This window comes from Streptomyces sp. NPDC059785, from assembly GCF_042732375.1.
GTDB lineage: Bacteria > Actinomycetota > Actinomycetes > Streptomycetales > Streptomycetaceae > Streptomyces.
Genome location: NZ_JBHWHV010000011.1, coordinates 77726 through 91080, shown reverse-complemented (window position 1 = coordinate 91080; position 13355 = coordinate 77726). Strand labels below are relative to the sequence as shown.

Below are 13355 nucleotides of genomic sequence, written 5' to 3'. Positions count from 1 at the left end.
GACCTGGGCGGGGGCTGACCGGGGGGCGCCGCGTCAGCGGAGGCGGACCAGGAGGCTCCGCGGCGAACGGCCGGCCAGGCCCTCGGGGGCGGGCCGGAAGCCCGGGACCCAGCGCGGTGCCGGTGCGACGGCGAGCAGGGCGCGCAGCGCGTGCTCGGCGGTACGCCGGGCGAGCCGGGCACCCGGGGGCACGGCGACCACGGAGGATCCGGCGTGGGCCCCGGTGCCGGTGCCGGTGCCGGTGCCGGTGCCGGTGCCGGTGGCCCAGTGGGCCGGGTCCGAATCCCGGTCCCTGTCCCGGTCCCGGCGGAAGACGTCGTAGCGGTCCGGGTCGGTGTAGCGGTCCGGGTCGCGGCCCGCGGCGCCCGGCAGACAGGCGACGGCCGCCCCGGCGGGTATCGCGCCGATCCGCTCGGCGGCCCGGCGCAGGACGACGTGGAGCGGCGGGTCCCGGCGCAGGGACTCCGTCCAGGCATGGGGTATCAGTCGCGGATCCGCCCGGACCAGCTCCAGTTGGCCCGGGTGGTCCAGGAGGTTGGCGAGGAACGACGCCAGGGCGTGTTCGGTCTCCGCCACCGCGTCCAGCACCGTGCCCGCGAGCCGGATCACGGTCTCGTCGGACAGCGGACGGCCGTCGGCCCGGGCGGCGCACAGCACCGAGAGCGCACCGGGCCGCGGACGGGCCCGGCACCGCGCCACGTACGGACGCAACAGGGCGTCCCAGGGCGCCCGTCCGGCGGTCCCGGCGCCCGCCGGACGTCCGTCTCCCGCCCACTGCCGTACGCGTGCGATGTCCGCGCGGGGCAGGCCCAGCACCACGACGGCCGCGGCGGCGGGCAGCCACTGGCAGAACTCGCCGACGAGATCGGCCTCCCGGCGCCCGGAGAGCCGGCCGGCCAGCACGTGGGCGACGCGTCCGATCCCGGCCGTGAGGGCGTCCTCCTGGAGCGCCGAGTCCAGCAGGGCCGAGGCGCCCTCCGCGCACGGCGCATCGTGGGTCGTGTCGTACGGCGGGACGAGGCGGGGGTCCGCGAGGGCGGCGCGCACATCGCGGTACCGGCTGATCAGCCAGGCCCCGAAGGGCTCGTCGTACACGAGCGGGAAGCGGTCGCGCAGGGCGCGGTACAGCGGGAAGGGATCGCGCGCGGTCCCGGGGGCACGCAGACTCGGCGGCACCGCGTACGGGGAGAGGTACGACGGGGCGTACGAGGACGTGTACGAGGGCGCCGTCGGCGTCGTGGACGGCGTACCGCCGGGCGGGCCGTGCGCGCACAGCAGACCGTGAGCACACAGCACCGTCGGCCTCCCGCCTCGCCGTCGCCCGGGTCGCCCGGACATCTCGCCCGGGTGTCGTCCTGGCCGCGTGGTGGCGCCTCACCGGGTCCGCGCGGGGCGATGGACGCGCGTTGTGTCCAGCCGACCACCGCGCCTCACCGGCCGCAGTTCTCCCGCACCCCTACGGGTGAATCCGCCATCATTCGAGTGGTGAACGAGACGGCCGTTGACGGCGTGCAGTGGTGGTAGCGGCAGTACACGGCTTCCGGCTGCCGGTAAACGCATCTGGGCGCCCCCTGGAGCCGCCACGGCACCCGCTTGACACCGCACCGCGTCCGTGGACTACTGCGGGTTGGCGACACCGGGCGGAGAGGTCGGGGGTGAGTCACCTGCCGGAGCTGCGCTATCCCAGTGTGACCGAACTTCAGTCGTCCGCCCGATCGCTGGCAGCACACCGGCCGGGCCTGTGCTCCTTCCAGCAGGTCGGTGTCTCACGCGGAGGCCGGCCCCTGCAACTGCTGTCCGTCGGCCACGCGCCCCGCGCCGTCCTCGTCGTCGCGGGTGCCCACGCCAACGAGCCGACCGGCGGCCCGACGCTGCTCCGGCTGGCCGAACGCGTCCTGGCCGAGCGGCGGTTGCGGGCCGACACGAGCTGGCACTTCCTGCTCTGCGCCGACCCGGACGGGGCGAGCCTGCATGTGACACCGGCGCCGCGCACCCTGCTCGACTACCACCTGGGCTTCTTCCGCCCGGCGGGCCCCGAGCAGCCGGAGTGGTCGCCCTCGGTGCTGCCGCCCCACCTGCTGCCGCCCGAGACCCGCACCCTGTTCCGGGTGATCGACGGACTGCGGCCCTACCTCCAGGTGACCCTGCACGGCACCGACCTCGGCGGCAGCTGGGTCCAGCTCACCCGCGACATCCCGGGGCTCGCCGAGCCGTTCGCCAAGTCGGCGGCGGAGCTGAACATCCCCGTGGAGGTCGGCGCCTCCGACGCCGTCGGCTGGCCCGCCTCGGGACCCGGAGTGCACGTCATGCCGGCCCCGGGCTCGGACACGGCGTACCCGAGCATGCCCGACGACGCACGGCACAGCACCTGGTACCACGCCCACCGGTACGGCGGTCTCACCGCGGTCGTGGAGGTGCCTATGTGGGCCAGCGACCGCGTGGACGACCCGACGCCGCATCCCGCTCCGGGACCGGCGCTGCGGCTGCTGGCCCGGCGGCTGCTGCGGGACGCGGCCCAGGTGGAACGGGTGCTCGCCGAGGCACAGCCGCGGCTGCCGGAACCCGAGGGTCCGCTGCTGCGGGCGGCCAAGTGGGCGCTCGAACTGGTACCGGGGCTGGCCGGGGACTGGGCCGGGGCGCCGCCGCCGGACACCACCAGGGCGTACGTCGCCAGCGTCGACGCGTTCGGCCGCCGGCTGCCGCTGCGGGCGGCGTCGATGCTGCTCCGGGTTCTCCAGGAGACCGACGACCCGGCCGCCCCGCAGCTGCTGCGCCTCGTCGCTGCCTGGAGCGACTCCTTCGCCGAACGCTTCCGCGCCCGCTGGGTACCGCTGGACCACCAGGTCGAGCACCAGACGCGTACGGTCGTCGCGGCGGCCGTCCACGCGCGCGGGGACGTGGCGTAACGGCCCCGTTCGTACGACCGTACGAGCCGTGGGGGACGCGACGACGTCAGCCGGAGACGGAGCCGGGGTCGGCGTCAGGGCCGGCCCCGGACCCATGACCGGCGCCGAACCCGCCGAACCCGCCGAATCCGTGGTCGGGCCCGGGCTCGGACTCGGTGAGGGTGAACACCGTCCTCGTCTCCGCCTCCATCACACACGGGTTGGCGAAGGTGTGGCGGTACTCCGTCGCGCGGCCCGCCCACCGGCCCCGCGCGGAGACGGTCACCGGCGCGTAGACCATGGGGCACACGGCGTCGGCCAGGGGGCGGATACGGGCGATGTCGCCGTCCGCCGCACGGAGCTCGGCGCAGGCCTGTGCCGCGCGGGCGTGCCCCTGCGGCGGGTCGCAGAGCAGCAGCGTGCCGTGGGTCTCGCCGGACCGTGAGCCGTCGCCGGTGGCCACCGTCAGATACAGCCAGTCGCCCGGCGCGCCGGGCCCCTGCCGGGCCTGGTCCGCGCCCGCAGGTCCGGGCCCGGCCGGGAACGGAACCGCCGCCCGGGCGGCCGGCAACGCGGCCGTCGCCGCCGCCGGCACCACTGCCGTCGTGAGCGTCATGAACGTCGTGAGGAGGATCGCCGTTCGCGTCATTCCAGATGCATCGGCACGGCGGCCCCCGAACCCCACCCCCGCTCACCCGAACGTGAGCGTGTGTGTACGGGTGCGGGTGCGGACCGGCCGGCGAGTGCGAAGGCGGCGAGCACGACCCGGGTCTGGAACTCGGCCTGGCGGGCGACCGGTATCCACCGGGCGCCGCGGCCCCGCTGGTAGTCGGCGCACCACTGGTCGATGAGCCGGTCGAGTTCGGGCAGTACGCCGGCCGCCGCCGGTCCCGCGGCGGTGGCCAGTTGGTGCAGCAGCCCGGCCGTACGCAGCGCGACGCGCCGCCCGGAGATGCTCAGGGCCGTCAGCCGGGCGGTGTCGAGCGGCGGCAGCGGCCGCGCGGCCGTGACACCAGTACCAGTACCAGTACCAGGACCGGCACCAGCACCCGAACCGCCACCGCCACCGCCACCGATCGCGCCCTCCCCGACAGCCGTGCCGTTCGTGTCGTTCATGCCGTTCATGTCGGGGTCCCACGAGTCGGCGAGTCCGGGGCCGACCAGTAAATAGTCGTCCACCGGGGCGAGCAGCCGTTCCGCGTCCGGGACGGCGCCGAGGGCCGGCCTGATCCGTGCCAGGACGCCCTCCAGGAGCCCCGTGTCATGGCGCAGGGTGCGGCTGACGGTCCGCAGGACCCCGTCCGCGTCGGCGGGCGGCAGAGCGTCCTGCACGGCCGCCACGCCCCACATGGGCGCCTCGACCACGGCCGTCACCGTGCCGTACGGATGCGGGTGGAACCACGTGGACTCCACGGCGGCCTCCGTGATGGCGGCGGCGAGGTCGCCACGGCGCGGGGGCGGGATGCGGTAGACGGCGGGGCCGAGCGTCGGCCAGTACAGGGTGTCGTACGGGCCGAGTTCGCGCGGGATGCCGAGCCGGGCGGCGGCGTGCGCGACCCGGCGGGCGAGCCCCGGCAGGTCGCGGGTCAGCTCGACGAAGCCGCCGCCGACGTCGACGCCGTGCAGGGAGCACTGGAAGAACGGCCGCAGTTCGTCCTGGAGGTCGAGCAGGGCGCGGGTCTCGGGCAGTACCGCGCCGTCGGGACCGTCCGGCAGCCACTCGGGCTGCTCCATGAAGCCGGGCCGGAAGAAGTGCCGGAAGTAGTGGCCCAGGGTGTACGGGCCCGACAGCCAGCCCTCGTTGCGGCGGGAGCCGTCCGGGTCGAGGCAGAGCAGCAGGTGCCAGGTGGCGTCCGCGCCCTCGGACAGCCGGGGATCGGCGAGGACCCGCTCGGCGAGCCGCAGGGCCGTGGCACCGCCGACCGGCTCGTTGGCGTGCGGTCCGGCGACGACGAGGGCCTGCCGGCCGCCGTGCCCGACGGAGAGCAGCCACAGCGGCAGGCCCGCCCGTGACGTCCCCACGCGGCGCAGCCGGGCGTCCCCCGGGTGTCGGGCGACGAGCGCGGACGCCCGGGCGCCCAGCTCGTCCACGGTCGGGAAGCGGTGGAGTGGCAGCAGGGCACACCTCCGCTGTTCCGGTGCCGCCGTTTCACCTGAGATGCGTGGTGTACGCACAGTCAGTCACGCGCCCTGGGGTACGTCAACACCGTGGGACAGATCGGACGTTGGCGACCGCAGCGGGTTAATCCCGGGCCAGAGCCCCGGCCCCCTGACCCCCGGCCCCCGGTTCAGTCCGCGGCGAGCCGGAACGCCATCTGGCCGAAGCTCACCTGGTCGCCGCCCTGGACGACGGCGGAGCCGATCACCCGGCGCCCGTTCACCGTCGTACCGTTGGTCGAACCGAGATCGCGCAGCACCCACAGACCGCCCTGCCGGCTCAGCTCCGCGTGCACCCGGGAGACCGTCTCGTGGTTGAGCCGCAGGCCGCTGGCGGGGTCGCGCCCTATGCGCAGCGGATAGCCGCTGCCGGGGTTCGGGAGCTGGAGCTTGGGCAGCCGCTCGGCCTGCCAGGCCCTGCGCAGCCGTACGGTGAAGCCGGAGACGGCCTCCACGGCGCCGAACACCACGCGTGACCAACGGTTTTCGTTCGGCAGGTCGGCGGTGAGCACGGCGAGTTCGTCCGGGCGGCGGGCGGTCAGCGCCAGTTCCATCCGGCGGATGAACGTGTCGTGCGAGAGGCGCCCGACGGCGACACCGTCCCGGAGCGCCTTGAGCGCCCGGTCACGCTCGGCGTCGGACAGCCGAGCGGGGTACGTGTGGAACTCGAAGGACGATGTCACAAGGGCGATTGTCCGACAGCCCGTACACAGTGTCCAGAAAAGCAAGGGCCGCCGTCCGTGACCGGACCGCCAACAGCGGAAGACCGGCAGAATTCTCCGACACGGCAAAAGGGTGGATTCGAAAGCGAATTGATCTCGCGTGACGCACCATGGTCCCACTACGTCACGCTGAGCAGACGAGGGAGAACCGTCCGTGCAGTTCGAGGTGTGGGCACCACAGGCCGACCGGGTGACGCTCCACTGCGGCACCGCCACGCGCGCGTTGGACCCCGATCCGGAGCGGGCGGGCTGGTGGACGGGGGAGGCCGACGCGCAGGACGGGACGCGGTACGGGTTCGCGCTGGACGACGGACCCGTCCTGCCCGACCCGCGGTCGCGGCGGCAGCCGGAGGGCCCCGACGGGACGAGCGTGGTCGTCGAGCACGGGCGGTACGCCTGGCGCCGCGAGTGGGCGGGGCGCGACCTGCCGGGCGCGGTCCTGTACGAGCTGCACGTGGGCACGTACACGCGTGAGGGCACGCTCGATGCCGCCGCGCAACGGCTGGAACACCTGGTGGACCTGGGCGTCACGCACGTCGAGCTGATGCCCCTGTGCCCGTTCCCCGGACGGCACGGCTGGGGGTACGAGGGCGTGTCCCTGTGGGCGGTGCACGAGCCGTACGGCGGGCCCGAGGGGCTGAAGCGGTTCGTCGACCGGGCGCACGAGCTGGGGCTCGGAGTCGTCCTGGACGTGGTCCACAACCACCTCGGCCCGTCGGGCAACCACCTTCCCGCCTTCGGGCCCTACTTCACGGACACTCACCACACGCCCTGGGGCTCCGCCGTGAACCTGGACGCGCCCGGCTCGGACGAGGTGCGGGCGTATCTGGTAGGCAGCGCGCTGGCCTGGCTGCGCGACTACCGGCTCGACGGGCTGCGGCTGGACGCGGTGCACGCGCTGGCCGACACGCGCGCGTGCCACTTCCTGGAGGAGCTGTCGACGGCCGTGGACACGCTCGCCGCCGAGCTGGGCCGGCCGCTGTTCCTGATCGCCGAGTCCGACCTGAACGACCCGCGGCTCGTCACCTCCCGCGCGGCCGGCGGCCTGGGGCTGCACGCGCAGTGGAACGACGACTTCCACCACTGTCTGCACACGGCCCTGACGGGCGAGTCCCAGGGCTACTACGCGGACTTCGCGCGGTCGCCGCTGGCCGCGCTCGCCAAGACGTACACCTCCGGCTACTTCCACGACGGCACCTATTCGAGCTTCCGGGGGCGGCGGCACGGCCGTCCGCTGGACCGCACCCGGGTCTCGGCGCACCGGCTGCTCGGCTACTCCCAGACCCACGACCAGATCGGCAACCGCGCCCTGGGGGACCGGCTCGCGGCGTCCCTCTCCCCCGGGCTGCTGGCCTGCGCGGCCGCGCTGACCCTGACCGGCCCGCTCACGCCGATGCTGTTCATGGGTGAGGAGTGGGCGGCGGGCACCCCCTGGCAGTTCTTCACCGACCACACGGACCGCGCGCTCGGCGAGGCCGTGAGCCGGGGCAGGCGGCGGGAGTTCGCGGCGCACGGCTGGGCCGAGGAGGACGTGCCCGACCCGCAGGACCCGGCGACCCGGGAGCGGTCCTGCCTGGACTGGTCGGAGCTGGAGCCCGGACCGGAGAACGAGGTCCACGCGCGCGTACTGGCCTGGTACCGCGAGCTGATCGCGCTGCGCCGTGCCCAGGCCGACCTCGCCAACCCGGACTTCGGGTCGGTGAAGGTGGCGTACGACGAGGCGGCCCGCTGGCTGGCCCTGCGGCGGGGCGACGTACGGGTGGCCGTGAACCTCGGCCGGGAACCGGCCGTCATCCCCCTCGGGCTGCGGCACGCGCGCGTGCTCGCCGCCTGGGAACCGGTCGAGACGCCCGGCACGGACGGACTGCTGCGGCTGCCCGGCGAGTCGTGCGTGGTGCTGACCCAGGCGTGACCCAGACCTGATTCAGACCTCATTCAGACCTCATTCAGACCTCATTCAGACCTCATTCAGACCTGATCCACACCTGATCCACACCTGATCCAGGCGTGACCCAGGCGTGACGCGGCCCGAGCGCCGACTCCGGGCGTGACGCACGGTCCCTCGGCGCGGGCGCGTACGTCTCCGCGTACGGCTCAGGGCGTCTCGTCCGTCGCGTCCCTCAGGTCCGTCACGCGTTCCAGCATGATCGGCTCCCAGGCGCGCCGCAGCCGGGTCCGCAGCAGCGGCAGGGGGCCCTCGTCCACGCCCCGGAGCCGCCCCGACAGCCGGAGCACGGTGTCGCAGCGGGCCAGCCAGAGCCCGCGCAGGGACGGCCGGGCGCCGTACCCGGCGAGGGTCGCCGCGCGCACGGCCGCGGGGGCGCCGACGGCGATCGCGAGCCCGGCGATGTCCTCGGCCGGATCGCCGAGGACCGCGTCCGTCCAGTCGAGCACGCCCCGTACGCGTCCGTCGGCGCCGACCGCGAGGCGTCCGCCCTCGAGGCCGTGGTGGACGAGGACCGCGGCGCCGGGCTGCGCGGAGAGCTGGCCCGCGGCGGCCGCGGTGAGCCGGCCGGACCTGGCGGGGTCGAACTCGTCGGCGGCGGCCAGCTCGCGGCCGGCCTCGTCGAGCGGCGCGCGCAGCGTCTCCAGCGAGCGTGGCGCGGCGCGCGGGACGCCCAGGGCGTCGGCCCGCGCCGCCGGTACCTCGCGCAGCCCGCCGAGCAGCCCCGCCAGGTCCGTCTCGCCGACCGCCGATACGGTCTGCTCCTCGGCGCTGCCGCCGGGCAGCCGGGTGTCGAGGGTGCAGGCCAGGCCGTCGGCCCACTCGCCGTGGGCCACGCTCACCGGGACCGCGACGGGCAAGTGCGGGCGTACCAGGTCGCGCAGCCGCAGTTCGCGGCGGAGCCGGACGGAGGCGTCGCCGTCCCGGGCGAGACGCAGCACGTGACGGGCGCCGACCCGCCAGGTGAGGTGGTCGCGGTCCGCGGCGACGGGCCGGACGTCCGGGTCCCGGCCCGCCGCCCCGCTGTCGGTGAGCAGGGAGCGGGCCAGGTGCCTGACGGTCTCCGCGGTCGGTGTCGATGCCTGAGTCATGGTCGCGCCGTTGCCGTTCGAGGACGGAGGGGACGGAGGGGACGGGAAGGGACGGGAAGGGCTGCCGCCCCGCGGGGCGGACGGGTGTGCGGGGGCGGGGTCAGTCGACGATCGCGAGCTCCCGTGAGGTGGTGTTGAGGCGGCGGGCGCCGTCCTCGGTGACCGTCACGATGTCCTCGATGCGCACCCCGAAGCGGCCGGGCAGATAGATGCCGGGCTCGACCGAGAAGCACATCCCGGGTACGAGGGTCCGCTCCTCGCCCTCGATCATGTACGGCGGTTCGTGGGTGGTGACGCCGATGCCGTGGCCGGTGCGGTGGATGAAGCGGTCGCCGTACCCGGCCTCGGCGATGACCGCGCGGGCGGCCCGGTCGACGTCCTGGCAGGCGGCGCCCGGCCGGGCCGCCCGGACGCCCGCCTCCTGGGCGGCGCGCACGAGGTCGTGCACCCTGCGCTCCTCGTCGGTGGGCTCGCCTACGTGGACGGTGCGGGAGGTGTCGGAGCCGTAGCCGTGCTTGAGGCCGCCGAAGTCGAGGACGACCATGTCGCCGCGCTCGATGACGCGGTCGCCCGCCTCGTGGTGCGGGTTGGCGCCGTTCGGCCCCGAGCCGACGACCGTGAAGTCGACCTGCGAGTGCCCGAACCGCCGCAGCAGATCGGCCAGGTCGGCGGCGACGTCCGTCTCCCGGCGGCCGGCGAAGGGGACGGTCAGGATCTCCTCGTACGTGGCGTCCGCCGCCGCGCCCGCCGCCGCGAGACGCTCCAGCTCCGCCGCGTCCTTGACCGCGCGCAGCATCGGCAGGACCTCGGTGAGGGCGGCGTACCGGCTGTCCGGCAGGCGCTTCTGGAGGCCGAGCAGATGCATGGCCCAGGCGTTGTCACTGACGCCGAAGCGGCCGTCACGGCCGAGCAGGGACGCGGCCGCCTCGTAGGGATCCTTGCCGTCGGTCCAGTCGCGCAGCGCCAGCGTGGGTGCCGCCGCGGCGGCGTCCGGCGCCTCCAGGGTGGGGACGACCAGCACGGGGTCCTGCTCCGGCCTGAGCACCAGCAGGGTCAGGCGCTCGGTCTCCACGGGCCGGTAACCGGTCAGCCACAGCAGATCGGGGCCCGGCGCGACGAGCAGGCCGTCGAGCCCGGCCTCCGCGGCGGCCCGCGCCGCCCGCTCCATCCGGGCCTCGTAGTCGCCGGCCGTGAAGGGCGCTGGCGTGCCGGTCATCCGTACCTCCGTCGCTTCGGAGTCCCCCAGGGGCCTACGGGCAGCATCCTGCCCCTCCGGCGGGACGCGCGCGAGCCGGTTAGGGGTTGTTCGGCCGCCCCACCCCATGCCGGGGTCCGTCTCGACCATCAGGTCAGCCGTCGGGCCCGCTGCGAATGGGTCAGCCATTGGGCCCGCTTCGAACGGGCCGGGCCGTCCGCCGTGGCTCAGGTGGCGACGCCGGGGATCGCGGACAGCCGTTGGTGGCTGCCGTCGGCGTGCCGGAGCGTGAGGGCGAGGGCGCGACCGGGGCGGGCGGCCGCGACCGCGCGGGCGAGACCGCCGGCCGACCGGACGCGGACGGCGCCGACGGCGAGCAGGGTGTCGCCACGCACCAGCCCCGCGCGGTGGCCGGGGCCGCGAACGTGGACGAAGACGACCAGCGCTCCCCCGCCTCCGGCGGCGTCGACGGCCTCGATGCCGAGCGTCCCCCGGACACCTCCCCGCACGGACGCGGGCGCCGCCCCGCCGGTGGCGGACCCCGACCTCGGTTCCGCGACGCGAGCGCCGGGGCCGGAGGCGGGGACGGAGCCGGAACCGGAGCCGGAGCCGGGGACGGGGACGGAGCCAGCACCCGAGCCGGCGCCGGAGCGCGGGACGGCGCCGGAGCGCGGGACGGGAGCCGGGGCCGCCGGGTGCGGAACCACGGGCGCTCCCGTCTCCGTCCCCGCCGCACCCGCCGCCCCCGCTGCGGACGCCCCTGCCGCCGCTCCCGCCGCTCCCGGCGCGGACGCCCCCGCCGCCGGTGTGTCCGCGCCGGCCCCCGCCGGGGCGTCCGCACCGCCCGCCGCCAACATCCCCGTCCGCTGCCGCAGGTCCAGTCCGGGCACGCCGAGGACCGTCGCGCTCACCGTGCCGAGCCCGACGCCCGACAGGACCAGTCCCGTGCCGACGAGCAGGCCGAGGAGCGTGGTCAGCAGCCGTCTGCCGCGCCGCCGGACGGCGCGCGGACGCCTCGGCGGTCCCCCTTCCGGTCCGTACTCGTCACCCGGATCCCGGCCCGGCATCGGCTTGGGACGCAACGCGGTCTGTTCCATGGCTCGCCTCCGGCTGATGCCCTACCCGGTGCCCACCCGCCCGACGATCCACGAACGAGTGAGACTGACCGGGCCGGCCCGGAACGGGGCCGGTTCAGGGCCGGTCCGGCGAGCGCAGGCGCCGGGGAGCCTGCGCCCGGCGGAATCCGGCCGCGTCAGCCGGAGTGGCCCTCGTGACCGCCGTGTCCCGCGGCGTGGTCGAACTTCAGCGCCTCGGCGGGCGCGACCACGAAGGGCCGCATCATGCCCATGTCCTCGTGCTCCAGCAGATGGCAGTGGTACATGAACCGTCCGTACGCCCCGTCGAAGCGGCCCATGACGCGCAGCGCCTGGCCGCCGGGCACCCGGAAGACGTCCTTGTGGCCGAGCTCGTTCGGCGCCAGCGGGATCTGGACGTCCGGCTTGTACGCGATCGGGGTGCGGGTGCCGCCGATGGCCGGGTCGAACCCCGAGACGTCGTACGGATCGCGGCCGAGGAGCTGGAAGTCGGCCAGGTGGATGTGCATCGGGTGGACGATCGGCGCCAGGTTCAGGAAGCTCCACTGCTCGTAGCTGCCCTCGGCGATGGTGAAGCCGAGCCCGTCGTTGAACGTCCGTGCCGTGCGGCGGTACGTCTTCGTCGTGCCGTCCGCGCCCGTGAGCTGGATGATGCCCTCGGTGGGGATCTGGACGGTGCTCGCGTCCTCGACCAGGATCATCTCCCACATCTCCGGGTGCCCGCCGCCGCCCTTGGTGGCCGGCGGGGTGAGCACGACCAGGCGGTGGCCGTGCTCGACGTCGTGCGTGAGCCGGCGGAAGGAGCCCGAGAGCACCTCGGGCAGCTCGAAGGTGTCGGCCGCGTCCGGGCCGCAGACCTCGCGGATCCGGAACTCGAGGACGTCCGGGAAGGGCACGTCGTTCGCCGGGTCGGGCACCCCCGGTGCCTGACCGGCGCCCTTGTTCACCAGGCGCAGTCGCTTGCCCGCCAGGCCCCGGAAGTCGATCAGCAGGTCGAAGCGCTCCGCCGGGGCGGCGGTGAGCGTGGGCAGCGCCTCGTCGAAGTCGACCGGCACCGGGCGGGGCAACAGCCCGCCGTCGCTGCCGATCTGGTGCAGCACGCCCGGCACCGGATTGCCGTCCTCGTCGATCAGGACGAGGTCGTAGATGCGCGCGTTGGACGCGTTGACCAGACGGAAGCGGTACCACGCCGCGTCGACGTCCGCGTAGGGCCAGATGCGGCCGTTGACCGTCGTGTACGGGCCGGTGAAGGGGATGGAGACCGGCTTGTGCGTCTCCGGGTTCTCCGCCTGCACGATCGTGGTCTTGTGCAGGAGCCGGCCGTTGAGCCGGCCGTCCTCGTCGGTGTCCAGGTTCCGGTCGGCGATGAGGAGCGGGATCTCCCGCTCGCCGGACGGGAGGCGGAGCGCGTCCTCCTCGTCGTCCCGGACCAGGTAGGTGCCGTACAGACCCGCGAACACGTTCCACCGGGTGATGTTCATGGCGTGGTCGTGGTACCACCAGTGCACCGCCTGGTGGTCGTTCGGGTATTCCGAGAGCTGGGCGTCGCCGTAGCCCACCGCGTTGTCGGTCCAGCCGTCGTTGCCCCCGCCGGTCTGGGCGCCGTGCACGTGGGTCACCAGCCAGGCGGGCAGGGCGGCCACGTCCGCGTTCGCCTTGACGTCCTGGCGGCCCGGCACCGTGCTGGGCAGCGGGGCGCCCGGGGTGAGCGGCACCTCCACGGCGGTGACCGGGAACTCACTGCCCCTGGGGATGCGGTTGGTCCAGGCGATGCGCACGCGCTCGCCGCGGCGCACCTCGATGGTCGGGCCCGGAACCGAGCCGTTGTACCCCCACATCAGGGTCGGCGGAAGCTGCGGGTGCAGCCGCACCCACGTCGGGCGCAGCGCGATCTCCGTCTCCCTGAGCACATCGCCCGAGGCGGGCCGCAGCACCGGCGGCACCGTCAACGGCGCCACGTACGGCAGCAGTTCCCCCGGAGCCGCGGACGGAAGTCCGCTCCCCTTCGCCTCCGCGGTCTGCCCGGTCGCCCTCTCGATCAGGTCGGTCAAGGTAGAACACCCCCGTGTTCGTCGGCCTGTCGGCCCCCGTGATGCGGCCCGGTCGAGGCCGCCTTCACCTCGGATGACTCGCCAGAACCCGCCTAAGTTCCCTGAATCTCCCATTCCGGCCGAAAAATCGCCGAAACCGGTGAAGCGACCGGAAACGGCGCCGCCGTGGACGGAACGGCACCGCCTGTGGACGCCGAACGGCTTTGTCTGCGGCG

At 74.8% G+C, this 13355-nt stretch carries 10 protein-coding genes; 2 read left to right on the top strand and 8 right to left on the bottom strand.

Annotated elements, in window-relative coordinates; genetic code table 11:
• Positions 1 to 33: 33 nt before the first annotated feature.
• Positions 34 to 1296, bottom strand: coding sequence for a cytochrome P450 (locus tag ACFV6E_RS11225; protein ID WP_385460672.1), 1263 nt, complete (start codon positions 1294 to 1296; stop codon positions 34 to 36).
• 359 nt (positions 1297 to 1655) lie between these two features.
• Here ACFV6E_RS11225 and ACFV6E_RS11220 point away from each other — a divergent pair, with 359 nt between their 5' ends.
• Positions 1656 to 2906 carry a M14 family zinc carboxypeptidase gene (locus ACFV6E_RS11220; protein ID WP_385161546.1) on the top strand — a complete coding sequence of 417 codons (1251 nt, stop codon included), beginning with the start codon at positions 1656 to 1658 and terminating at the stop codon, positions 2904 to 2906.
• 46 nt (positions 2907 to 2952) lie between these two features.
• On the opposite strand, the gene ACFV6E_RS11215 is transcribed toward ACFV6E_RS11220, so the two are convergent.
• From ACFV6E_RS11215 to ACFV6E_RS11205, 3 genes are all read right to left on the bottom strand, one after another.
• On the bottom strand, positions 2953 to 3534 hold the full coding sequence (locus tag ACFV6E_RS11215) for an SSI family serine proteinase inhibitor (RefSeq protein ID WP_385460669.1): 582 nt from the start codon (positions 3532 to 3534) through the stop codon (positions 2953 to 2955).
• Positions 3531 to 4976, bottom strand: a complete 1446-nt coding sequence (locus ACFV6E_RS11210; RefSeq protein ID WP_385460667.1) for a M14 family zinc carboxypeptidase — start codon at positions 4974 to 4976, stop codon at positions 3531 to 3533. Before ACFV6E_RS11210 ends, ACFV6E_RS11215 begins: the two co-directional genes overlap by 4 nt.
• A 197-nt stretch (positions 4977 to 5173) precedes the next feature.
• Positions 5174 to 5725, bottom strand: a complete 552-nt coding sequence (locus ACFV6E_RS11205) for an FHA domain-containing protein (RefSeq protein WP_385161540.1) — start codon at positions 5723 to 5725, stop codon at positions 5174 to 5176.
• Between the two features lie 193 nt (positions 5726 to 5918).
• Between ACFV6E_RS11205 and treZ the strand changes: the two genes are divergently transcribed.
• Positions 5919 to 7676 (top strand): malto-oligosyltrehalose trehalohydrolase, encoded by a 1758-nt coding sequence (treZ, locus tag ACFV6E_RS11200; protein ID WP_385460665.1) that lies wholly within the window; start codon positions 5919 to 5921, stop codon positions 7674 to 7676.
• A 182-nt stretch (positions 7677 to 7858) separates the two neighbouring features.
• Here treZ and ACFV6E_RS11195 read toward each other — a convergent pair whose 3' ends face one another.
• From ACFV6E_RS11195 to phsA, 4 genes are all read right to left on the bottom strand, one after another.
• Positions 7859 to 8800: an aminoglycoside phosphotransferase family protein gene (locus tag ACFV6E_RS11195; RefSeq protein WP_385460663.1), complete on the bottom strand. Its 942-nt coding sequence runs from the start codon at positions 8798 to 8800 to the stop codon at positions 7859 to 7861.
• A gap of 100 nt (positions 8801 to 8900) precedes the next feature.
• Positions 8901 to 10016: an aminopeptidase P family protein gene (locus ACFV6E_RS11190; RefSeq protein WP_385161534.1), complete on the bottom strand. Its 1116-nt coding sequence runs from the start codon at positions 10014 to 10016 to the stop codon at positions 8901 to 8903.
• A gap of 206 nt (positions 10017 to 10222) precedes the next feature.
• Positions 10223 to 11092 carry a PDZ domain-containing protein gene (locus tag ACFV6E_RS11185; RefSeq protein WP_385460660.1) on the bottom strand — a complete coding sequence of 290 codons (870 nt, stop codon included), beginning with the start codon at positions 11090 to 11092 and terminating at the stop codon, positions 10223 to 10225.
• Positions 11093 to 11247: 155 nt separating this feature from the next.
• The gene (gene phsA / locus ACFV6E_RS11180; RefSeq protein WP_385460657.1) at positions 11248 to 13140 is read right to left on the bottom strand and encodes an O-aminophenol oxidase PhsA; all 1893 of its coding nucleotides are present in this window, start codon (positions 13138 to 13140) and stop codon (positions 11248 to 11250) included.
• Between the last annotated feature and the right edge of the window lie 215 nt (positions 13141 to 13355).

What these genes read in the sequence shown, in the direction of transcription:
- ACFV6E_RS11185 (WP_385460660.1), bottom strand. Translation starts at nt 11,092, where the DNA reads ATGGAACAGACCGCGTTGCGTCCCAAGCCGATGCCGGGCCGGGATCCG.
- ACFV6E_RS11190 (WP_385161534.1), bottom strand. Translation starts at nt 10,016, where the DNA reads ATGACCGGCACGCCAGCGCCCTTCACGGCCGGCGACTACGAGGCCCGG.
- ACFV6E_RS11195 (WP_385460663.1), bottom strand. Translation starts at nt 8,800, where the DNA reads ATGACTCAGGCATCGACACCGACCGCGGAGACCGTCAGGCACCTGGCC.
- ACFV6E_RS11215 (WP_385460669.1), bottom strand. Translation starts at nt 3,534, where the DNA reads ATGACGCGAACGGCGATCCTCCTCACGACGTTCATGACGCTCACGACG.